General features: G+C 56.3%; 21 protein-coding genes. 5 read left to right on the top strand and 16 right to left on the bottom strand.

All coding sequences use genetic code 11. The features are described from left to right. Nucleotides 1-2 precede the first annotated feature (2 nt). Nucleotides 3-782 (bottom strand): acetoin reductase, encoded by a 780-nt coding sequence (locus tag ABLU87_RS12375; protein ID WP_032751132.1) that lies wholly within the window; start codon nucleotides 780-782, stop codon nucleotides 3-5. A gap of 167 nt (nucleotides 783-949) precedes the next feature. Here ABLU87_RS12375 and ABLU87_RS12380 point away from each other — a divergent pair, with 167 nt between their 5' ends. Further along, entirely contained in the window at nucleotides 950-3,661 is a 2,712-nt protein-coding gene (locus ABLU87_RS12380; protein WP_122117369.1) for a LuxR C-terminal-related transcriptional regulator, read from the top strand. On the opposite strand, the gene ABLU87_RS12385 is transcribed toward ABLU87_RS12380, so the two are convergent. Genes ABLU87_RS12385 through ABLU87_RS12400 form a run of 4 tightly spaced genes read right to left on the bottom strand, consistent with a single transcriptional unit; the run spans nucleotide 3,658 to nucleotide 8,387 of the window. Continuing rightward, nucleotides 3,658-5,136, bottom strand: coding sequence for an MdtP family multidrug efflux transporter outer membrane subunit (locus tag ABLU87_RS12385; RefSeq protein WP_049078728.1), 1,479 nt, complete (start codon nucleotides 5,134-5,136; stop codon nucleotides 3,658-3,660). The genes ABLU87_RS12380 and ABLU87_RS12385 overlap by 4 nt on opposite strands. Then, the gene (locus ABLU87_RS12390; RefSeq protein ID WP_122117370.1) at nucleotides 5,133-7,070 is read right to left on the bottom strand and encodes an FUSC family protein; all 1,938 of its coding nucleotides are present in this window, start codon (nucleotides 7,068-7,070) and stop codon (nucleotides 5,133-5,135) included. The genes ABLU87_RS12385 and ABLU87_RS12390 overlap by 4 nt, the downstream gene beginning before the upstream one ends. A 9-nt stretch (nucleotides 7,071-7,079) precedes the next feature. Beyond that, nucleotides 7,080-8,108, bottom strand: coding sequence for a multidrug transporter subunit MdtN (mdtN, locus tag ABLU87_RS12395; RefSeq protein ID WP_014226708.1), 1,029 nt, complete (start codon nucleotides 8,106-8,108; stop codon nucleotides 7,080-7,082). Between the two features lie 6 nt (nucleotides 8,109-8,114). Continuing rightward, nucleotides 8,115-8,387: a YtcA family lipoprotein gene (locus tag ABLU87_RS12400; RefSeq protein WP_014226707.1), complete on the bottom strand. Its 273-nt coding sequence runs from the start codon at nucleotides 8,385-8,387 to the stop codon at nucleotides 8,115-8,117. Nucleotides 8,388-8,656: 269 nt separating this feature from the next. On the opposite strand from ABLU87_RS12400, the gene yjdI reads away from it, so the two are divergent. Both yjdI and ABLU87_RS12410 read left to right on the top strand, forming a co-directional pair. After that, nucleotides 8,657-8,887, top strand: coding sequence for a 4Fe-4S mono-cluster protein YjdI (gene yjdI / locus ABLU87_RS12405; protein WP_004134525.1), 231 nt, complete (start codon nucleotides 8,657-8,659; stop codon nucleotides 8,885-8,887). 11 nt (nucleotides 8,888-8,898) lie between these two features. Next, entirely contained in the window at nucleotides 8,899-9,171 is a 273-nt protein-coding gene (locus ABLU87_RS12410; RefSeq protein WP_014226706.1) for a GNAT family N-acetyltransferase, read from the top strand. 104 nt (nucleotides 9,172-9,275) lie between these two features. Here the strand turns inward: ABLU87_RS12410 and ABLU87_RS12415 are convergent, their stop codons facing one another. The 10 genes from ABLU87_RS12415 to ABLU87_RS12460 form a co-directional block, all read right to left on the bottom strand. After that, nucleotides 9,276-10,178 (bottom strand): fimbrial protein, encoded by a 903-nt coding sequence (locus ABLU87_RS12415; RefSeq protein ID WP_025106042.1) that lies wholly within the window; start codon nucleotides 10,176-10,178, stop codon nucleotides 9,276-9,278. Nucleotides 10,179-10,195: 17 nt separating this feature from the next. Next, nucleotides 10,196-10,699, bottom strand: a complete 504-nt coding sequence (locus ABLU87_RS12420; RefSeq protein ID WP_025106043.1) for a fimbrial protein — start codon at nucleotides 10,697-10,699, stop codon at nucleotides 10,196-10,198. Between the two features lie 12 nt (nucleotides 10,700-10,711). Continuing rightward, nucleotides 10,712-11,242 (bottom strand): fimbrial protein, encoded by a 531-nt coding sequence (locus tag ABLU87_RS12425; RefSeq protein WP_102803217.1) that lies wholly within the window; start codon nucleotides 11,240-11,242, stop codon nucleotides 10,712-10,714. A gap of 10 nt (nucleotides 11,243-11,252) precedes the next feature. Then, nucleotides 11,253-13,883, bottom strand: a complete 2,631-nt coding sequence (locus ABLU87_RS12430) for a fimbrial biogenesis usher protein (RefSeq protein ID WP_196942053.1) — start codon at nucleotides 13,881-13,883, stop codon at nucleotides 11,253-11,255. A 73-nt stretch (nucleotides 13,884-13,956) separates the two neighbouring features. Next, the gene (locus ABLU87_RS12435; protein WP_029946879.1) at nucleotides 13,957-14,643 is read right to left on the bottom strand and encodes a fimbria/pilus periplasmic chaperone; all 687 of its coding nucleotides are present in this window, start codon (nucleotides 14,641-14,643) and stop codon (nucleotides 13,957-13,959) included. Between the two features lie 73 nt (nucleotides 14,644-14,716). Then, entirely contained in the window at nucleotides 14,717-15,256 is a 540-nt protein-coding gene (locus tag ABLU87_RS12440; RefSeq protein WP_122117958.1) for a fimbrial protein, read from the bottom strand. A gap of 71 nt (nucleotides 15,257-15,327) precedes the next feature. Then, entirely contained in the window at nucleotides 15,328-15,876 is a 549-nt protein-coding gene (fimA, locus tag ABLU87_RS12445) for a type 1 fimbrial major subunit FimA (RefSeq protein ID WP_064404193.1), read from the bottom strand. Between the two features lie 498 nt (nucleotides 15,877-16,374). Then, nucleotides 16,375-16,965 carry a tyrosine-type DNA invertase gene (locus ABLU87_RS12450; RefSeq protein ID WP_025106049.1) on the bottom strand — a complete coding sequence of 197 codons (591 nt, stop codon included), beginning with the start codon at nucleotides 16,963-16,965 and terminating at the stop codon, nucleotides 16,375-16,377. 568 nt (nucleotides 16,966-17,533) lie between these two features. After that, the gene (locus tag ABLU87_RS12455; protein WP_025106050.1) at nucleotides 17,534-18,136 is read right to left on the bottom strand and encodes a tyrosine-type DNA invertase; all 603 of its coding nucleotides are present in this window, start codon (nucleotides 18,134-18,136) and stop codon (nucleotides 17,534-17,536) included. A 986-nt stretch (nucleotides 18,137-19,122) separates the two neighbouring features. Beyond that, the gene (locus tag ABLU87_RS12460) at nucleotides 19,123-19,734 is read right to left on the bottom strand and encodes a LysE family translocator (RefSeq protein WP_025106051.1); all 612 of its coding nucleotides are present in this window, start codon (nucleotides 19,732-19,734) and stop codon (nucleotides 19,123-19,125) included. A gap of 149 nt (nucleotides 19,735-19,883) precedes the next feature. Here ABLU87_RS12460 and ABLU87_RS12465 point away from each other — a divergent pair, with 149 nt between their 5' ends. Next, the gene (locus ABLU87_RS12465; RefSeq protein ID WP_122117863.1) at nucleotides 19,884-20,345 is read left to right on the top strand and encodes an Lrp/AsnC family transcriptional regulator; all 462 of its coding nucleotides are present in this window, start codon (nucleotides 19,884-19,886) and stop codon (nucleotides 20,343-20,345) included. 300 nt (nucleotides 20,346-20,645) lie between these two features. Here the strand turns inward: ABLU87_RS12465 and ABLU87_RS12470 are convergent, their stop codons facing one another. Continuing rightward, nucleotides 20,646-21,152, bottom strand: a complete 507-nt coding sequence (locus ABLU87_RS12470; protein ID WP_064358511.1) for a MarR family transcriptional regulator — start codon at nucleotides 21,150-21,152, stop codon at nucleotides 20,646-20,648. Between the two features lie 80 nt (nucleotides 21,153-21,232). On the opposite strand from ABLU87_RS12470, the gene ABLU87_RS12475 reads away from it, so the two are divergent. Next, nucleotides 21,233-22,117, top strand: coding sequence for an EamA family transporter (locus tag ABLU87_RS12475; protein WP_122117864.1), 885 nt, complete (start codon nucleotides 21,233-21,235; stop codon nucleotides 22,115-22,117). Nucleotides 22,118-22,345 lie beyond the last annotated feature (228 nt).

A 22,345-nucleotide genomic window follows, 5' to 3' on the forward strand; every position in this document is an offset into this window, starting at 1 on the left:
CCTTAACGGTAAACAATACCGCCATCGATCAGAATCGACTGACCGGTAACATAATCGGAGTCCGGGCCTGCCAGATAAGAGACCAGGCTTGCCACATCGTCCGGCGTTTCGGCGCGGCCAAGGGCGATGCCTTCCACGTATTTTTTATAGGTTTCGCCCACCGGCGCACCGGTAATGTCGGCGAAGCGCTTATCGATCTCGGTCCACATTCCGGTTCCCACAATCCCCGGACAGTAGGCGTTTACCGTGATGCCGCGGCTGGCGTACTCTTTCGCCGCTGCCTGCGTCAGGGCGCGTACGGCAAATTTGGTGGCGGAATAGACGCCCAGCAGCGCGAAACCATCATGACCGGCGATAGAGCAGGCGTTGATGATTTTCCCTTTCTGCTGACGATCGATGAATTTTTTCGCCGCCGCCTGAATGCCCCACAGGGTACCCTGAACGTTGATGCGCATGATGCGGTCCACTTCTTCAGGCGTCACATCGGCCAGCGCCTGAACCTGGGCGATCCCGGCGTTGTTCACGATAATATCAAAGCCGCCCAGCTGTTTTTCCGCTTCATCAATGGCGGCGTATACCTGCGCGCGGTCGGCGATGTTAGCGACGAAGGTGGCCGCTTTACGCCCCAGCGCTTCCACTTCGGCGGCGACGGCGGCAATCCCTTCCGGGTTCACGTCGACCAGCATCACCGACGCGCCGTCTTTAGCCAGACGCAACGCGATACCGCGACCAATGCCCTGACCGGCGCCGGTCACCAGCGCAACTTTATTTTCGATAGCCATGTCTGTACTCACCTTGTACTGATTAATAAACCAGGGAGGCCCGCGGCCGATGTCGTCGTAGCCGCTGCGGCGAATGGCACTACTCTATCGGGCGCAATAAGCGTGGCCTACCCCCCTGATGGGGGGGATAATGAGCGTACGGACTGGATTTAAGGAGTAATCGCGGTATGGCTTTTTTACCCTCGGCGGATGATTCACTGACAGCGTTTGTTCATCAGGAACCTTTACGTTTCACCGGGACGCTGCCGCTTATTTCCACGCGCTTTACGCCGCCCCGTACGCCGGAAAGCCTGCTGTCGCGGGAGCGCCTGCTGCAGCGCCTCGACGGCGCCGTCTCCCGCCGTTTAACCCTGCTGCGCGCCCCCGCCGGGTTTGGCAAAACCACCCTGCTGGCGCAGTGGTACCGGCACCGCCTTCGACAAGGGGATGCGCTGGCCTGGCTGAGCCTTGAAGAGGACGACAACGCGCCGCTGCTGTTTATGCGCTATCTACAGGAGGCGCTGCGGCCGCTGTGGCAGGGGTGGAGCCCGTCGTTTCTGCATCTGTTACAAGGCGAGCTTCCGGCCGAGCTCCCCCTGTTCTTTGCTGAGCTCGTTAATCAGCTTAATCAGTGCCCGCACCCGCTGTACCTGATCCTCGACGACTATCAGTGTATCAGCGACCCGGCGATTCATCAGGGAATGAGCTGGCTGCTGCACCATGCGCCGCCGGCGCTGCATCTGCTCATCGGTAGCCGTAGTCAGCCGCCTTTAGCCCTGAGCCGTCTGCATATGCAGGACCAGCTGCTGGAGGTCGATGACCCGGAGCTGCGCTTTAACCCCAGCGAAGCCCGCGCTTATTTCGCTGGCGCGTCGGGGCTGGATCCGCAGGCGATCCCCCGGCTTATCGCGCTTACACAAGGGTGGGTCGCGGGAATGAAAATGGCCGCGCTCTCCCCGGACGCGTCTACGGCGATGGGCTTCGGCGCCGGCTCGCGGTCAATCTCCCGCTATCTGGATGAAGTGATTTTCGCGCCGCTGCCGCCCGAAGTATTCGACTTCCTGCTGCATACCTCCGTGCTTAATCGCCTGCATCCGGATCTGTGCGATGCCGTCTGCGGCCGCCATAACGGCGGCGAGATGCTGAGGTGGATAGCGCAGCACAATCTGTTTCTTTCCGCGCTGGACGACAGCGGCCGCTGGTTTCGCTATCACCCGCTGATGCGCGACGCGCTGCTGCATCGCCTGCGCCACGGCGGGGATATTGATATTCGCCAGCTGCACGATCGCGCCAGCGCCTGGTTCGCCTCGCAGCAGCTGTGGGCCGAGGCGATACGCCATGCGCTGGCCGCCGGAAAATCGGCGGCCAGGGATGCGGAAGCGGGCGCGCAGTCTCTGGCGGAGGAGGGGGATATCGATACCCTGGTGCAGTGGATACGCTACCTGCCAGCCAATCTCGACCCGTCGCGCATCGAGCTTCAGCTTAATCTGGCCTGGGCGTTAGCCCACCGCTTCCGGTTTAGCGACGCTCGCCAGCTGCTCGACGCCATTGAGACGCAATCGGCGGCGCATGGTGGGGCGCTGGCCCACAGCTCGTGGGTGAAGCTGCGGGTCGTTCGCGCGATCTGCGAAGCCTTTGCCGACAATATTGCCCGCAGTATCGCTATTGTCGAACCGCTGCTGCGCGAGGTGCCCTGCGGCGATATCTGGGTTGATGGCCTGGTGTGCAACATCCTCAGCTACTGCCATCTGGCGGACTCCCGGCCGCAGCAGGCGCTGGAGGTGCAGCAGCGGGTATCCGGCGTCAGCGTTGCTAACCGCAACCTGTTCGTGACGGTCTACCGGGCCTTTGTCATGGCGCAGAGCTATTTGCGCCAGGGGAATCTCGCCGAAGCGGAACGTCAGGCCGCGGCGGCGCTGCGCTATGCGGAGCAGCATACCGGCGAGAACGCCAGCAGCGGCGCTACCCTGGCGCCCATTCTCGCCGAGATAGCCTGGGAGCAAGGGAAGGGCGAGCAGGCGCAAAGCCTGCTGGTTCCGCGTCTGGAGACCATCGACAACTTCTGTCCGCCCGACGGCCTTAGCTGCGGCTATATCATCCTGGCCCGTCAGGCCCGTGAAATGGGGAGACTGGCGGAAGCCGAATCACTATTACTGCATGCCGAAGGGCTGGCGGCCCAGCGCGGCTGGCTGCGGGCGCAGGCTCCGCTGCTGGCGGAGCGGATTGCCGTTGCCCTTCACGCGGGCGACAAACTGGCCGCCGACGCGCTGCTGCTTCGCCTGCAGACCCTTAGCCAGACGGAGGCTGCCGGCGGATATATCGCGCTCAGCCAGAGCCGTCTCCTTATCGCCGCCGGCGAACCGCAGGCCGCCGCCCGGCTGTTGGATACGCTGGCCGGCGTGCGGGAAACCAGCGGCGAGTGGCTATTCGCCGTGCGTTTGCGGCTCAAACAGGCGCTTGCCCTCTGGCGTGCCGGCGAGCGGGAGCAGGCGATGGCTGTCTGCCGACCGGCGCTTGCGCGCGCGCTGCGTCAGGGGCTGTGGCGCAGCCTGCTGGAGGGGAGGGAAGAGATGGCTGCGCTGCTGGCGGAGATGCACAAGCGCGGCGCGGCGGATGATGCGCTGACCGCCGATATCGTCGCTTTGCTGTCCCGCTTCGCCGCCGCCGGTATCGTGATTGATACGGCGCGTCCGCAGCCGCCCGCGCTGCGGCTGACTGAACGGGAGCAGCAGACCCTGCGTTTGATTGCCAACGGCCATTCCAACAAGGGCGTGGCGCGCGAGCTGGGCATTTCGGCGGAAACCGTCAAATGGCACCTTAAGCAGCTGTATGAAAAGCTGCAGGTGAAGGGGCGCATCCAGGCGGTAAACCAGGCGCGCGAATGGCGCCTGTTAAGCTAGCGCGATGGGGCGTTCTCGCTCAGCGCCGGGCCGCGATAATCGCCGCCCAGCGCTTTAATCAAGGTGATATCGGTACTGAGCCGCTGGGCCTGGATATCCAGCAGCAAAAGCTGCTGTGCGATGGCCGGGCGACGCGCCTCCTGCGCCGCATAGTAGCTGACCAGCCCGCGCTGATGGTGCGCGCTGGCGCTGCGGGTGGTCACCATCGCCGCCGTCACTTTCTGCTGCTGCAGGGCGGCCTGCTGGTTCAAATCGTTCAGCTGGCTCGAGCTAATCGCCACGTCGCGCACCGCGTCCAGCACCGCCTGGTTGTACTGCTTAATCAAAATATTGCTCGCCGTACGCGTCGATTTCAGGTTGGCGTTTAAGCGCCCGCCGTCAAACAGCGGTAAATAGAGCCCCGGCAGTATATTGATCTGCTGGAATGAGGACTTAAACAGATCGCCGACGCTCAGCGCGTTGTAGCCCCAGAAGGCCTTGATATCAAAGTGCGGGTAAAAGGCCGCTTTTGCCGCGTCCACCTGGCTCATGGAAGCGCTAACGTAGCCGCGCAGCGCCTGCAGGTCAGGGCGGCGGGCCAGCAGCTCAAACGAGAGCGAGTCCGGGAGCGTTTCCTGCAGCGTCGGCAGCGCCACGGGGTGAATCTCCGGCATGCTATGCGCATCGGCGCCGATCAGCGCCCGCAGGGTTTCCCGGTACTGCGTCAGCGTCCCCTGCGCCGTAATCACCTGCTGCTGCGCCGCCAGCAGCTCCTCCTGGGCATTGGCGACATCGACGCTATCCTCGACGCCGCGCGCGGTACGATGCTCGTGCGCCTGCACCGAGAGGCGGGCGATAGCCTCCAGCTGGTTGAGTAATTCGATTTTCTGAAAAGTTGCCTGCATCGCGAAATAGAGCTGAGCCACGCTGCTGGCGAGATCCAGCTCGATACCGGCGGTCTCCGCCTGGCGGGCGTTCTTTTCGCCAATCGCGGCGGCGACGCGGGCGCGGTCGGCGCCCCATAAATCGATATTCAGCGTCGCTCCGACGCCGACCGTATTCAGCGTGTACCAGGGGCCGTTTTTATCCACCGGCAGGGAGAAGGAGTAGGGCCAGGTAAACTGTTTATTGGTTACCCGCAGGCGGTTTTGCGCCGCCACGGCGGTGGCCTGAACGCCCATTGCCGACTGTGCCAGCTCAACCGTGGACTGCGATTGCGAAATACGCAGCCGCGCCGCCTGCATGGTGGGGGAGTTCTGCAGCGCGCGATTAACCAGCATATTGAGCTGGGGATCCTGATAGCCTTCCCACCACCGCGCCGTCGGCCAGCCGCTGTTCGCCAGGTGGATCACCTGCGCCAGCTCGGCCTGCTGCGGGTTGACCAGCGGTACCTGGCCGGGATCGTCCTGAATTAACGCGCAGCCGGCTAATTGCGTGAGGGCGAAGGCAAGCGCCAGGGAGCGCCAGACGCGCGGAAGAGGAGTGGTTTTCGTCATGATCGGGTTGCCTGTCGCGGAATAACGGAAGACGCAAGCGGCCACGTGGGCAGCGCGGCCAGCGCATTGACCAGCGGCGCGCCGAACGGATTCGCCGGATCCGGCTGCTGCGCCTGAACGCGCTCAACGGTATTTTGCTGCGCATCGATATCGCTGGCGTAGGCTTCAAGCCGCCGGGCGCAGCGGGCTAAAAAGGTATCTTCCGGCGCGGCGTAGAGGCGATAGCCTTCGCTGAGGCGCAGGATCTCCTCTGCCTGACGAAAGGTTGCCCGCGCCGGCCAGCTTTTGGCTTCCGGCCACGGGTGCGCATAGGTTCCCAGCGGCTCGGCGGCCACCCGGTTGATTAAGGTTTCGCTCTCGGTCAGCGCGGCAAACAGCGGTACCTGCTGAACCTCATCGTCGCGGGCGGCGAGGGTTTTCGCCAGCTGGCGATACAGCTGGGCCAGACGCGCTTTCAGCTGCGGCGCTTCGCTATCGGGCCATAAATAGAGATGAACAATGGAGGAAACCAGTACGCCGAGCAGGATGCCGATAACCCGGTCGCGCAGCTCGGTAAGGTTGCTGAGCGGGCCAAACCAGCTCAGGAATGCCAGCGCGAAGGTAAAGCCTATCTGAATGCCGGCGTAGGCGATGCGCTCCGACCCCGCCGCAATCCACGCCGCCAGCGCGAAGACCGGTAGGGTCATCGCCAGCAGGCCGCTCAGCGAATCGGTCCAGGGCTGCACAAAGACGATCAGAAGCAGCGCAATCAGCGTGGCCAGCAGCGCGCCGCCAATGCGTAGCCACGTTTTCTGCATGGTGGCGCCCAGGCCCGGCTGGGCGACGATCACGCAGCTCAGCATGATGGTGTGGATGCCCTGCCAGTCGGCGGCGGTGTAAAAAACGTAGCACAGCAGCGTCGCCAGCAGCGTTTTCAGGGCAAAGTGCAGATAGGCCGGATTGGACCACGCGTCCGGCAAAAGCAGCGGCGCTTTTTCCACTTCGCCCTGCGGCAGCGGGATGGTTTCGCCGCGCGCCAGCCGCGCCAGAACCTCGGCGATTTCCTGCAAAATGGCGCTGTTGGCGCCGTCGCGCGGGACAATCAGCGGCTGGACCTCCGCCGCCGCGGGCAGATTATCCGCCAGCGCGTTAAGCTGGCTGGCTATCCGCCGACGCGCATCGGGATGGTCGTCGCCCGGCTGGAGCAGCGCCGTCAAATGAGAGCAGCTCAGCGCGGCGGCCATCAGCGACTGCCAGGCCTGCGGGCTGGCGGCAATCTCCGGCGTGGCGCGTGCGGCCTGCTGATACAGGGACCGCAGTTGGTTAAACTGCCCGGCAATCTCGGTAACGGTGGGCGGTGGCGTGCCATTGTCCGGCTGGCTCAGGCGCCGCGCCGTCTGGCGGAGCATCACCACCAGCCGGGCTTTGAACTGATAGCCGGGAAAGGCCTGCTGGAAACAGGCGTTGACCAGCAGGGTCACCAGAATCGCGGTGTTGATCGCCACCCATAGCCACAGCAGCAGGCGCACCAGAATTTCGCTCTGGCTGGTCATCGACGGGAAGGTCTGGGCGTAGATGACCGCCAGCGCCACCACGAAAAACGCCAGCCCGAGCTTGCCGAGCACCCGCATCAGGTAAATGGCGCAGAAGAACAGGATCACCGAGGCGACCAGGCGGATCAGCGGATAGTCATAGGTCCACTTGATAATCAGCAGCACGCCGCCCAGCGCGACGCTGACGGTCACCACGAAAACCACGCTTACCAGTTTGATCATCAGGACGTTCGGCTGGCTGACGTAAAACACCACGATCAGCGCGACGGCGAGGAAGGGAATATGCAGCGTCATAAACAGCACAATCAGCACCGCGCAGCTGAGCGTCAGGCGCAGGGTGTAGTTCGCCCGCCCCGGCGCATCGCGGAGTTCCCGGGTCAGAAAGGGCCACAAGCTCTGCATGCCGTCTCCTTATTGCGGCTGCAGAACGGCGCTGGCGGAGGCGCCCATACGAAACAGGTTCGGGTCGGGGTCTTTAACGGCGATTTTGACCGGGAAGCGCTGGGAGACGTGGACCCAGTTGATACTCTTCTGGATCACCGGCAGGCCTTCAATCACGCTGCCGCCGTCGGGCAGAACGCCGGTGCCGACCGAGTCGACTACGCCCTCGAAGGCGCGACTGTGGTTGGTCATCACGGTGATTCTGGCCGGAACGCCGGGCCGCACGTTTTTTAAATCGGTTTCGCGGAAGTTCGCCACCACGTACCAGTGGTCGTCATCAAGCAGGGTAAAGACCGGCTTCAGGGCCGAGGCGTACTGGCCGATCGTGGTTTTCAGCGCCACCACCACGCCGTTAAACGGCGCGCGGACTTCGGTAAATTCGAGGTGCAGCTCGGCCAGCGCAATTTGCGCGAGGATGCCCGCCCGCTGCGCCACCATGGCATCGACGCCGGTCACGGCGGCGGAAGCCTGTTTGGCCTGCAGCAGGGTGGCTTCCAGCTCGGCGCGCGCCGCTTTTTCTGCCGTTCGCGCCTGATCAAGATCCTCCTGGGAGGCAAACCCCTGCGGTACCAGCGGCTCAAGGCGAATGCGTGAAGAGGTGGTTTGCTTAACCAGCGCTTTAGCGCGTTCAACGGCGGCGCTGACCGACTGCGCGTTGTACTCCTGCGCTTTGATCGTGCGCTGAGTCAGCATAATCTGCGCATCAAGCGTGGTCAGCCGCGCTTTGGCATCATCAAGCATCGCCTGGTAGGGGCGCGGATCGATGCGGAACAGCAGGTCGCCTTTTTTTACCCGCTGATTGTCGCGAATCGGCATCTCGACGATCCGCCCGCTCACTTCCGGCACCACGTCGATGGTGTCGGCATAGACATAGGCATCGTTGGTTTCCGGCGAGGTTTGCAGCTGCCAGATAACCAGAATCAGCGCCACGATAGCGGCGAGAACGAGCGCCAGCAGGGGCCATTTTTTGCGGATAACGCTTGAGCGGGATGAGGTCATAGGTATCTAGTTTACGAAGAGCAGGAACCACAGAATCGTGGCGAACAGGAACATCAGCGCCAGATAGCTGAAGACCAGCGGAGAAAATCGCGACTGCCATCCTTTACGCACAATCAGGATATGGCAGGGAATAAGTAACAGCGCGGCGCCTGTTAAGCAGAAAAACCAGCCCGGGAATGCGGCGCCTAATACCGGAATCGCCGGGGATAATGAGCAGCCGGAGAGCGTAAATAGCAAGAATAAGAGCGTAGGGCGCGGCAGCTTTACAATGCGATTCAAGACTGAATACCTGAGTGCTCGGGTTAAGGTGAAATGAGTGTAATCTCCCTACCGGGGAAATAAAAGATAGATATAACCGAAGCGTCTGTATTTCATCGATAAACAGAACATTTTCTTTGGATAACGAGTGCATAGAAAATCATTCATTCTGCATTAATGGCGTGAGGCCGCTGGAATATAAATTTCGCCCGTCGCCGATAGTCAGCGGTTGTTGGCAGGGCTATGCTTAGAGCCAAAGCTAAAAAAATAGTCAGAACTGAGGCAATGTCATGGATAAAGAACTACTGGAAGCGGGCTATCGCGCCTATACCGGCGAGAAAATCGATGTCTACTTTAACACCGATATCTGTCAGCACTCGGGTAACTGCGTGCGCGGTAGCGCGAAGCTTTTCAACCTGAAACGCAAACCGTGGATCGTCCCGGATGAAGTGGACGTGGCCACGGTGGTTAAGGTTATTGATACCTGCCCGAGCGGCGCACTAAAGTATCGCCAAAAATAAGCGAGGAAATGATGGAAATACTGGAAGGTCATAACAAGTTTTACGTCAATGACGCCGACGGGAAGCAGGTGGCGGAAATTGTTTTTGTACCCACGGGCGAGCACCTCAGCATTATTGAACACACCGACGTCGACCCCAGCCTGAAAGGTCAGGGGGTGGGGAAAAAGCTGGTGGCGAAAGTGGTGGAAAAAATGCGCGGCGAGCAGCGTAAAATTATTCCGCTATGCCCGTTTGCCAAACATGAATTTGATAATACTCGCGAGTACGACGATATTCGCGCCTGAATAAATGCGCCAGCATGCTGGCGCAACAATTTGAGTCGAGAGCTGGTCACCACGTACTGCGGTACTTTCTATTATAAGTCATCGGCAACCGGCGTGTTACGAGATTACTCATAGACAAATGTTACCCCAATAATTGATTGTACATTGCCAGCGGTCACCTTGCCGCTGGTGCGCGCGTAGGTAGCGGTCAGACCCAGGTTCACCGATGAGGTGCCTACCTTACCCAGCGAGACGTTACGGTTGGCAGGGATGACGGTACCATTGCGAACCATCTGCACGCCAATTCCCTGCGCTGGTGAGGCGGAAGCAGTGTTGCGGAAAATGGAATTACTCGTGTCCGCCGTTGTCCCCGTCAGGTAATAAGCGATGTTTTGATTTTGTGCGCAGTGAATCGTGACGGGGACAGCCATTGTGCCCGGGTAGTCTGGAAGCGTGACGATGACATCTCGGGTTGACACGTCGCAACCGCCAGTGGGGACGACAACATTATTATTAGCGTAGATATTCCAGGTAAAATCCCTGGGGTTTCCGTCGCTGGCAACTTTATGCATATTAAGTCTCGCTATGAGTTCGCCAGCATTAATCACGACGCCGCTCGCGGTGCCTGTTGCCGTAAGATACATGCGCAACGGCAACCCGCGATAGTCCTTATGGGTGATAGAATACACTGATGAATCATTATTCATTGGTAATGGATAACTATTTTTATCCCAATAAATGCTACCGGTAAACGCTGCCAATGCCCCACCAAATGCAGTACCGCTGGTGAGGTTAACGTAGTCAATAATTGAGTTGCTTAAGTCGTCATTTTTACAGTCTATTGAAGAGGATAAATCGACAATCAAGTTTTGCCCCACGCCAATAGAAGGATTCAGAGCGACGTAAACACTCGCCGAGCCGGCAGGCAGCGTTTGCCCTGAATTGACAACTTTACAGGTGAATGCCGCGGCACCCAGCGACCAGCCTATTAGAAGCAGGGTAGTAAAAAGAACAAGGACATTTTTCATTAACACACTCTCCTGGCTCAGGCGTAGGTATAGGTGACGTTAATCACCGCCTGAATAGTTCCTTGGGTGGCGCCGCCGTTGATTGATAAAGCGCGGACTTGCAGTGGAAAACGCACCGACTGCGAGCTATCGTTAACCTCAACCGACTTCTGTTTTCCGTTATTAAGCGTTGTGCCGCTGTTATCCTGCAATTCGAGCTGGATATTGCCCGCAGTCCCCTGATTTTTGTAATAGCCGGTGCTGTCTGCTGTGCCACTAAAAGTGGCTACCACCCGTGAAGTGCCCTCCGGGCAGTTGCTTAAATCGAGCTCGGTACTGTGCCAGGCCGACGCGGAACCTGCTGATACCAGGCTGAAGGTATAGAGTTCCCCCAGATCGACGCTGGCGTTAGTGGTGGAAACGGTACAGGGTTTGGCCACCACTTTGCCGTTAACGGTAATAGTAATGTCGGTGGCCTGCAGCACCGGGGAAAATGCGGTCAGCGTGATTGCCAGAAGCCACCCGGCATGAATCCATTTCATCAGAGCCTCCGTTTACTGGAATTCGAGCGTGAATGTCGCGGTAGCACTAACGTGCCCGGCGGTGACCGGCACCCGGGTGGTCATCAGCCGGGCGTAAAAGTTCAGCGTGTTGGTCCGGCTGGGGGTCAGAATAGTCCACGGGATTGCAGACGACGCGGCATTAAGCGGCAGCGCCGTCTGCTGCGCGTCAAGGATCTGCACGCCCATCCCCGCCGCCGCTGAAGTGCCGCGATCGAGCTGTAACAGGTCGGTATTGATGCTGTCGGCAACGCCAACAAAGCCGACCTTCACCGAGGTGACCGCGCTGCCGCAGGGCGACAGCACAATGCGAAACGGCACCAAAGGCGTTGTGGCTCCAACCCTATGCAGCTGCTTCGTGGCGTTATCCATCAGATCGACGGTAAAATCTTTCGACTCACCCGCCACGGCGCAGGCGTTATCGCGAACGTAGCCGCTGATGGTGATGGTGCTGTCCGCCGCGCTGGCGTTGGTAATCACCAGCGACAGGACGGCGCTCAGCAGATAAAAAGGTATTCTCATCATCATGACTTCCTTAACGGCAGACTGCCGACAGCTGGCTCAATGCCTGGTTCTTACTTTCGGGCGGCAGGCTGTAGTCAGCCTCGCAGCTGGCGTTCGGACCTTCGCCCCATTTCGCCAGGACTTTGCCGGCCAGCGGCATCCCGCTTAGATAGACCTGGCCGTTATCGGCGACGATGCTGCTGCCCTGGCTACCGGCCGGGGTGACCAGCGCGCCGAAGGGAACCGGCTTTCCGTTATAGATGAGCGACATCAGCAGCTTGAGCCCGACGTGGGCTTTAAACTCCGCACGGGCAATCGCGCCGTGGGTCGGGACGACGCTGACAACCGCATCGTCCAGGTCGACGTTATCGGCCAGGCTGTTGGTGTCCAGCGCCACCCGGTTTTCCCGGTATTCGGTGGCGTAGGGCAGCACGGCGTAGCCGCGCCAGTCGGTCTGAACCCCGGTCTGGTTTTCCACTTTGACGTTGTCTGCGCCGGGGGCTTTGATCAGCACCACCGTGTCGTTCATCGGCTGGCTCAGGGTGACGCCGTCGGCGTGAGCCAGCACGCCGCCGCTCAGGCCGTAGTACAGCTGTTTGATACCGTCGCTGCGGCTGTAGCCGACGTTGGCGTTGCCGTAGCCGCCGCGGTAGTTCAGCGCCGCGTAGCCGGTGCCGCCGCTGTTGCCCTCACCGCCGCCGGCGTAGCCGGTCTGCATGCTGTAGCTCAGGTTGTTGTCCTCCAGCAGCGTGCCGTGCAGGCCCGCCAGAGTGCTCATCCGACCATGCAGATCGTTTGACATGCTGCTACTGGCGCTGGCGTGCCGCCAGGCCGATTTGCTGTCGGAACGCAGCCAGTGGCTGAACGGAATATTGACGTTGACTGCCAGCATCTGGTCGCGCCCCTGCTGCCAGGCGTTTTTGGTCAGGCTGTAGCTGAGCGTCCAGTTGATATCATTGACGGCGGTGTTCAGCCCCGCCTGGAGCTGCTGATCGGCCTTGCCGGTGCCCCAGTAGGTCTGATGACTGCCGTTCAGGTAAAGAGTCGCAGTACGCCCCAGCTGCTGGGTGATGCTGGCCTGTATTTTGCCGCGCTTGTTGTAAGCGAGGTTGTAGTAGTCGGTGAACGTCGGCTTCACTTCAATCACCCCGTCCTGGGTCGCGACGTTGTAGCCGCTCATCCGGCTGTAGGTGGTATCGGCGAAGCTGAAGTAGCCGTGCGTGGAGTAGCGGTAACCCACCAGCTGAATATTGGTGCCCGTATCCGTCAGCGACTTGTTATAGAGGAAGCGGACCGACTGACCCTGGTGATCGCTGTCATCGGGCAGGGTGGCATTGGCCTGGGTGACATCCAGCGACAGCGCCCCCAGCTCCCCCATGTTTTTCCCCACGCCGAGGTTAAAGGCGTGGTAGCGGTCCGCCAGCTGGGTGCCGCCGTACAGCGTCCAGCCCGCCGGGAGTCCTTGCAGCAACGTGCCCTGGAAGAATTTAGGTTTCTCCTGCTGATTGTTGCCGCTGCGGTACTCGCCGGCGGTGACCGTATAGCGGGAGTAGCCTTCGCGCTGGAGCACCGGAACGGAAGAGTAAGGGACGGTGAACACCTGACTGCTGCCGTCGGCCTCTTTGATGGTGACCTGTAGATCGCCGCTATTACCGGCCGCATAGAGATCGTTGATGGTAAACGGGCCGGGCGGTACCGTGCTCTGGTAGATCTCATACCCGTTCTGTTTAATCGAGACCTGGGCCGTGCCGCGGGCAATCCCGTGAATGACCGGGGCGAAACCCTTCTGGCTGTCCGGCAGCATATTATCGTCGGAAGCTAACTGCGCGCCGCGGAAGTTGATGCCGTCAAAGATATCGCCGTTGGTGTAGCTGTCGCCAAGGGTCAGGCGCGAGCGTAATGGCGTAACGTCTCGCTCCAGCCAGGTGTTAATGTGCTGCCATTGATTTTCGTTGTTTGCGGAACCGCTGCTGTAGCTCCAGGTGGTGTTGTCGCGCAGGCGCCAGGCGCCCAGATTCAGCCCGCTCTGCAGGTTCAGGTACGCGTAGTTGCTGCTGCCGCCGATATCGTTATGCACGGTGTTGCCGGTGAAGCTGTAGTTCAGCAGTAGCGCATTGATACCATCATCCCACAGCTCCGGAGGAATGCTACCGCGGGCGCGGTTGCCCATAAATGCCTGAGGAATGGTGAGGTAAAGACGTTGTTGAGCCACATCGAAACGGATCGTCATATCCTCGATCATCTCAAGTAAGGGGACGCAGCTATCGGCGGGCAGTTCCCCCAGCCCTGCGATTGAAGAGGTGCTGAGGCCCATGCTGGCCAACTGCCCGCGGGTAAGGCAGGGCAGCAATCCTTTACCTTTATCTCCGGCATCAAACGTGACGTCGCGGGTGGTCATATAACCGTCATTGAGGTATATATCCACACGGTAGGTTCCCGGCGGTATCTCTTGTCCATTTTCAAAACCGGACAGATCCGCTACGGCGGTAGGATCGTCTGACAGGAACCGTGGATTGAAATAAAACTCTGCCTGCGCAGAAAAAGCCTGTGAGGTGAGTAAAATAAAAAGGGGAATCCTGGCCAGGATGCGTGTTGAGCGCAGGTTATTGCGTCGAATGCATTGTGAGCCCAAATGGTAAAGTCCATATTTCAAATATGACATAGTCCCTCCGGTCTAAAATCGCCGGCTGTCAGTTCTTTTTATTTCAAGCGATAGCGTTAACTATTGCCTTAAGTTATTGGGTTTTACCCGTCATTTTCGGGGTCAGCGCGCCATAATCATTAATTGTCCGGTAGGTAATTTCGCTACCTGAATCGGACGGTAATTTGACGGAGGTCTCTCCTAAAGGCGGCACCAGCGCATTTTCCAGTACCCGTTTTCCAGCATTAAGCTCGGTGACCGTCTGGTAGTACGGCGTTGGATTGCTAAGCGTGAGAACATTTCCATTACGACGAAATGTTAGTTTTTCTGCAGCCTGATCTGGCGAGAGCGCCAGGTTTGCCGGGCGATAATAGAGCTTGATACGGCTGATAATTGCCAACTGCAGGGTATTATCATTAAGCTTTGATTTATCCATTGAAGGAATAGCTTTAACATTGATCCAGAAAAGCGTTTCCCGATCCTGCGGTAATTGATTGTTAGTGGCATCGATAATTCGCAGAGTATTTTCTTTTTTCCCCTGCATAGAAAATAACGGTGGGGTGATGACAAAATGACCATCTTTACTCCCGTCATTATTCTCGATCCATGACTGAATCAAATAGGTGCTTTTCTCGTCATTATTAGTGACGGCTAGCTGGACCTGTTTGAGTTCAGCTGGATAAATAACTCGGGTTGCCCCTAAAGCCACGCCCGCTTCAGCGGAGGAAGTAAAACTTGCCAGGACAGTCATCATCATGCCTGCCAGCAGGCCACGTGTCATTTTCAGCTTATTTTTCACATATATTCCTTGTGTATTCACCGTTATTTCCCTTTTCGGTAGGTTGGCAGGCCAGTTATTGATAGGTTAAAGAAAATGAGGCCTGCGCATTTGCGACGCCTCCAGTCACCTGTTTTCCTGTGGCCCGATACTTTGCAACGAAATGGAGAGTGGTAGGCCCGGAATAAATTTGCATCCACCTTCTGGGAGGGTGATTGAGCGGTATGAGGCTGTTATGTTTGTCGAATAGCGCGATACCTATACCTGTAGCAATCCCCGGTCCTTCACCAATCGAAAGTACGTCTGGATTCTTACCGTCTGCGACCCCTCTGAACGCTACGCCAACATGCCGGCTAACGGTGGTATTACAGTCCTGCAGATGAATATCGAAAGACACAGGGGCGGTATCCTCGCCGGCTGAGTGAAATCGGTTACTGGAGATCTGTCCCATATTGACGATCATCTGCCTATCCCCGGCTTCTACCCGGCAGGATTCAGCGATAATTTCTCCCTGAAAACGCATATTTCCACCGGGTAAAGTGACGTTCCACCGATTACCCGCCAGGGCGAGTGGCGGTAGCAGAAAAATGAACAAACCTAATCTCATTTTATGCATCGTGATCGCTCCAGTTGTTTAGTGAAAAACGGGCCATCCTGGCCCGAATTGCTTCCTTGCCAACAAATGGATTATTCGTACTGGACTTTAAAGGTCGCGTCAGCGTTAGCGATACCGGCAGTGGCTGCACCGGTTGCGTAGTAGCGAGCCTGGAACGAAATGACGTTAGTGCCGTCGTTCAGGGTAGACGCCTTGCTGAAGGTTGCGCCATCCAGTGCCAGCGGGGTACCGGTGCTGTCGAGGATCTGTACGCCAACGTTGGTTGCGCTGCCCGCAGCGGAGTTCTGCAGTGCCAGTACGTTTGTATTGGTGTTATTAACCGCAGTACCAGAGAACGCAACAGACGCTTTAGTTGCAACGGTGGTGTCACATTCATCCAGCTGGATATTGAAACCAACGGAAGAGCTGGTGCTGCCAGCGGTAGCCAGTTTTGCTGAACGCACCTGACCTAACATAACGGTTTGATCGAGAGAACCGGCATCTACCGCACAGGCTGCGTTGACCACTTCCCCTTTAAAATGCACGGTGCCGCCGTTTACGGTGGTGGTTGCGGCCAGAGCAACGGTAGAACTCAGGGAAAGAGCTGACAGAGCAACGATAGCCAGTGTTTTGATTTTCATGTTGTTTTCCTTTAAACATTATCGATATTACGAACCGTTGTTGGCAGTCGTTATGCCTTCCAGGCACTCCATTTTTAGCCGATGGTCCGACTGCCGGTTCTTCAAAGTTTTTACCTGACTGATGTAACAGTTAGGACCATTTTGACTCATTGAAATAAATATCTTGTTTTATCGCTTTTCATTTTTTTAAGCGGGTTTTTAATCTGTTTTTTGTTGTTTTTCTGGTTTTTTATCGTATGTGGTGAGGTGGGAAAGGAAAACAAACAAGCTGATGATGAGAGTCGATGGAAAAGTGAATATGCTGAAACAGGAGGAGGAATACCATAAATGGTGGAGGGTAATTTATTTATAAATCAGGGTGTTATATTTATTTTGCCAAAAAAGAACATATTTGAGTTGCAGAATGTTTCAAAACTTTTTTATCATACGGACAGTTTGGTCCTAATTGACCCATTCGTTTTTCAAAAAAAAGAAAAAAATCAATAAATTAGCCATAAATTATTGATTGTATAAATTTTCAGCTAATAAGTTTTTTCTCTCCCATAATCCAGCGAATCGAGCAGCGTTACTGGCGGTATATCGTACTGTGTGGCGAATGTTACGATGACCGAGATAATCCTGTATCAGGCGGGTATCCGCTCCTCTCTCTGCCAGTTCGTAACCACAGGCATGGCGTAACATATGCGGATGGGTAGGCGTAGCGGTGCCGGCAGCGATACCTGCGCTTTTAATGATGCGGTAAGCCTGTTGACGGGAAAGTCGGGTGCCGCGGCGCGAGATGAACACCGCATCGCTTTTATCTGCCCTATACCAACTGGCGCGAATCTGGCTCCAGCATTCAAGCGCGTCACGTTCATCAAAACGCAAGGGATGCACCGTGGAGAAGCCGTTCTTCAGCCGACGGATATTGATGCGTCCTTCATTGAGATCAAAATCCCGATAATGCAAATCAAGAAGTTCACTGATGCGCATACCATGGCGAAACGCTAGCAAGATAAGGCAATAATCGCGTTCGCCGGTAGGGCCATGACGTACAGCTAACATCATTGCCTGAACTTCTTTAGCTGTAAGAAAACGACGTCGATTCATAATGTATCACTCCTGATATATGCATGTGGGCGGATGTCGCGGGACAAATCATCAGCATGCGTCAGACGCACCGCAATAAAGCCGAAAATTATCTGCGCATATACCCGTCATACTTCCAGTTGCTTGTGCGTTGGCAATACTCGGCCTCCTCCTTACGCGGCCAGCGCAAGCGCTGTGCAAAACGGTTAACCGTGTTGTCCTGCAACGCGATTTATTTAGGGTATATAAATACGGGTTACTGAAGCTGTGATAAGTTCAAGCTGACAAATTTGTCACCCATAATGTTTATCGATTTTTATTTGATATCACAAGAGACGCGCAGTCCCCCTGCTATCAGGTTATTAAAATTAAAGGAAAAATAATTAAATCTGATGGGTTTGAGAAATATCTTACTTAAATATTTTGCATTACAGCAAATCAGTGCGGAAAGTCATAATTATTTTGCAATGTAGTTATGTGTGTGACTGTTTTGATTTTAATAGTAACGGGTGGGTATGTGTTGGCGCTAAAGATGTATTCGCTGCGTACGGAAGGATTTCGACGCCGTAATCGGCGTCGAAGAGAAGGGTTATAAAATAACTCGCCTTTTTTTATCGCGGGCGCTATCCCAGATACCATAGAAACGACCGGCATTGCTGGCGGTATACCAGACGGTATGGCGAATATTTCGATGTCCGAGATAGTCCTGAATCAGACGGGTATCAATGCCCATGTTGGCCAGAGCAAAACCACATGAGTGGCGAAGCATATGCGGATGGATTTCAATTGGCAGGCCGGCATTGCCACCTGCGACTGAGATAACATGATAAAACTGCTGCCGCGATAAAGGATTTCCTTTACGTGACAAAAATAACCATTCGCTGTCTGCCTGCGGATAGGTTTCCCGAACAGTCAGCCAGCTTTTTAATGCCTGAATTTCTTTATTAATTAATGGGTGGGAGGTCGAGAATCCTCTTTTCAGCCGGTGGACGTAGATACATTTTGACTGAAGATCGATATCTGAGACCCGCAGACGGCAGATCTCACTGGCGCGTAGCCCGTGAATAAAGCACAACAACGTCAAACAGTAGTTACGTGTGGCGTGAGCTCCTGTGTTCGCTGCGGCTAACAGTGCCTCAATTTCGTTTTGCGTTAAGAAATTCCTTTTCGTATTGCCTGTATTGCTCTTCATAATGTCCCTTTTATTACGCGATATGGGGCTAGCATCCAGCTAACAGCCATTTAACTAATGGATACCGGTCATACTTCCACTTGCTTGCGCATTGGCTTCTGAGTGACTCGTCATCATCCATGATGACCTTGCCCTTACGGGCTTTCGCTCACCCCCGTTACTGACTCCAGTAACTCCCGGGGACTCGCCTTTCAGCTTCACCCCGTCGGGGCCAGCCTAAGCGCTATTCAAAACGTTTATTCGCTTTGTTCAGTAATTCGAATTATTTAGGGTATATATTATTACTCCATTTTATTTCTTGAACATGAATGTTTAGATTGATTTTTTTCTGCGTGTGAAATCAATACTATTTCGGATAAGTATATAATGGGCCTGATTTATGTCTCGGAGCGGAAATTGAAGTCCAGCCAGTAAGCGTAAGAGTTGGTGGCATAAAAGAGTTGTAGCCGCTTGAGTTACGTACAATAGATATTCTTTTATTATGCTACTTCACATGCTTCTCATGATTTATTTGTTGTATTCAATTTGCGAGGTGAATTGTATCATTTGTTATGGTGTGCTGTTTGTTTATATCCATTTTTATGATGCTGGCATGTATTTGAGTCTCAATCCCAAAAATACCGTTGGCTTGCTTTTTGATTTATTAATTGTTGAAAAATTAATAAGTTAAATTGTTTGATGTGAGGGTTTTCCTGGAACCAACTCAGTGCGAAGATAATATATCTTTTTTACTAAAGAGAAACTACAACACATGTTAAACAAAACTAAAAAAGCTGACTGAAGTAAACCAATTTCAACATTTAAGAGAGAGGGGGAATTACGTATAACTACGTAATGGATGAGAAGGATAGTAGAGATGTTACATGTATCAAATAGCTGTACATAATCAAAGATTGGCATATGCATATTCACATATAAGCTTTAGCTTCGGCACAACAACGAATAACACTGAGTGTGAGATCTGATCTCACACTCTGGCTATTTGGTTAAGTCAACTCTCCGTAAATCAGGATGGAGGCGGTCAGAATCATAATAGAGCCGGATAGCATACTAATTAAATACGCCACATGAGGGCGGGTTGTTAAAATAGCGCGTGAACAGTATCCAACGACCAGGTAAACCAGTGTGCAGGTTAACAGATGTAAACTGCTGAGTATCAGCATTTGCTGCGTAACCGACCAGCTTCCCTGGGGGTCGGTAAACTGCGGCAGGAGGGCCAGAAACAGAAGAAAGACTTTTGGATTCAGGCCGCTAATGCATAACCCCTTAATCGCCCAGCGATTCCAGCTGCCCGCGCTGTGCTGCTGGGTATCAGGCATCGGCGGATGGCGTAAAATAGCGATCCCCAGCCACATCAGATAGCCCGCGCCCAGCAGCGTGAGCGTCGATAGCGCCAGCGGATGATTGGCGATTAACACGCCGATTCCGGCGATGACGATCAGCGTGGCCAGCAGGTGACCAGACATGAGTCCGGCGACGGCGGGTATCACGCGCCGTCCGTTGATCCCCGCGCTGATGGTATAGGCCCAGTCAGCGCCCGGCGTAATGATCAGCAGAAAGGAGACCAGCCAAAAGCTGGCGATAAAGCTCATTTCCATGGACGGCTCACCTCTGCGTGCTGACGGCAATTTCTCATCATTTTCCCTCGTTAAGCGGCGGTTATTTGAGGGAAAGAATATCGAGTTTATTGCGCAATGAGCTTTCAATGTTATGCTTTAAGACGTTCTTCTGAGGGAAAATCTTCCAAATGGATAGCATCGATCGAAAAATTCTTGCTGAGCTACAGGCTGACGGACGGCTGTCGATAACCGAGCTGGCCGAGCGGGTGAATCTCAGCCTTTCGCCCTGTCATCGACGGCTGCGGACGCTGGAGCAAGAAGGGGTGATTACCGGCTATCGGGCTAATCTGGATCCGGCCAAAATGGGCTTTAACTTTTTGGCGATCGTCTTCGCGACGCTAAAAGAGGGCGATAAGAAAGCGGTAAGCGCGTTTGAGGAGGCGGTGGAAGAGATACCGCAAATCGTGCTGGCGCAGCGCCTGTTTGGCGATCCGGACTACCTGATGCACGTGGTAACCCGCGATCTCCCGGCGTTCCAGAAACTGTATGATGACAAACTCTCGGCAATGCCCGGCGTGCAGCACCTGCAGTCGACGCTGGTGATGAAAACGGTTGTGCAGGATCGCCCGTTTCCGCTCGGTAAGGGGTGATTATGCCACTCTGCGATCAGCTCCCGGGAGCGGCGCAAAGCGTCTGCCCGGGCTACAGGTTAACAGCCGTCCGCGGGCCGGTAGCCCGGACAGATGCGCAGCATCGCCTCCGGGAAATTCAGCTACTCTGCGCTCTGCTCCCCGGTCGCGGCTAACGCCTTACCGGGGCTACGGGTTCACCGCCGTCCGCGGGCCGGTAGCCCGGACAGATGCGCAGCATCGCCTCCGGGAAATAACGGTGGTGCTTCATCAACCGCCATCCGGCAACAAGGTAAGCGCCTTATTCAAAGCGGGTGGGTATTACTCTTTTTCCAGCAGGCGCATAAAAATCGTCAGCGCTTCATCAAGCTGCTGGCGCTGCGCCGCAGAGAGTCCACTTAGCAGCATCCGCTCATTCTCCACGTGACTTTCCACCGCTCTGTCGATTAACTCTCGCCCTTCTGGCGTCAGCGCGACCAGCATGCTGCGCGCATCGTCCGGGTTTGGCAGACGGCGAATAAACCCCCGTTTTTCCAGCGCTTTCAGACGATGGGTCATGGTGCCGGAGGTGATCATTAACGTTGAAAATAGCTGGGTGGGCGACAGCACGAACGGTTCGCCCGCCCGCCGCAACGTCGCCAGCATATCAAACTCCCAGCGCACTAAATCATGGCAAAGAAAAGCCGCTTCAATGCGCGGCTCCAGCAGCAGCGCGCAGCGTTTCAGGCGGCCAAACGGCCCCATCGGACTGCAATCGAGATCGGGGCGTTCCCGTTTCCACTGTTCAAGAATGCGATCCACGGCGTCGGTCTGCGGTGATTTGTCCATTAATGCTCACTTGTCTTGATATCAAGATAAATATCGATACATACTTAGGCCACAATTTACCTTGATGTGAAGATAAAATCATGGCCTTTGTTTCGCGCAATTTGATGGTTGATCTGTTTTTAACCGCGCTGGCCCCCGCCATCTGGGGCAGCACCTATATTGTGACCTCGCAGTTTCTGCCGCCGGATCGGCCGTTTATCGCCGCGCTGCTGCGGGTGCTGCCGGCCGGGATCGCTCTGCTGATCTGGAGCCGCCGTTTCCCGCTGCGCGCCGAGTGGTGGAAGCTGATCGTTACCGGGATCCTGAATATCGGCGCGTTTCAGGCGCTGCTGTTTATTGCCGCCTATCGGCTGCCGGGCGGCCTGGCGGCGGTGATAGGGGCGATCCAGCCGCTGCTGGTGATGCTGTTGGCCTGGTGCGTCGATCGTCAGCGATCGCCCTGGCTGGCGGTGCTCTCGGCATTTATGGGGATCGCGGGAATGGCGATGCTGCTGCTGTCGCCGCAAACCACGCTCGAACCGCTGGGGATCGCCGCGGCGTTTCTGGGGGCGATGAGCATGGCGCTGGGAACCTGGCTGTCGCGTCGCTGGGCGATCGCTTTGCCGGTTATCGCACTGACCGGCTGGCAGCTGCTGATTGGCGGTATCGTACTGGCACCAATTGCGTTACTGGTCGATCCGCCGCTGCATCAGGTGACGCTGACTCAGGCGGCGGGCTATCTGTGGCTGTGCGTTGCCGGGGCTATGCTGGCATACGGCCTGTGGTTTCGCGGTATCAGCCGACTTTCCCCGGTGGCGGTGTCGGCGATGAGCCTGCTGAGTCCGGTGACGGCGGTGCTATTAGGCTGGGTTTTCCTCGGGCAAAAGATCGAGGGGCTGGCGCTGGTGGGGCTGGTGATTGTGCTGTTCAGCGTGCTGTCGATTCAGCGTGCGTTATCGAATAAGAGAGCTGTAGCAGGTCGGTAAATCCCGGAGGCGATGCTGCGCATCTGTCCGGGCTACCGGACCGCAGACGGCGGTGAACCTGTAGCCCGGGCAAGGCGCGTCAGGCGCCGCCCCCGGGAGCAGCGCGCAGAGTGGCTGAATTTCCCGGAGGCGATGCTGCACATCTGTCCGGGCTACCGGCCCGCAGACGGCAATGAACCTGTAGCCCGGGCAAGGCGCGTCAGGCGCCGCCCCCGGGAGCAGCGCGCA

Source organism: Klebsiella sp. CB_Kp196 (assembly GCF_040061575.1).
In the GTDB taxonomy this organism is placed as follows: domain Bacteria; phylum Pseudomonadota; class Gammaproteobacteria; order Enterobacterales; family Enterobacteriaceae; genus Klebsiella; species Klebsiella michiganensis.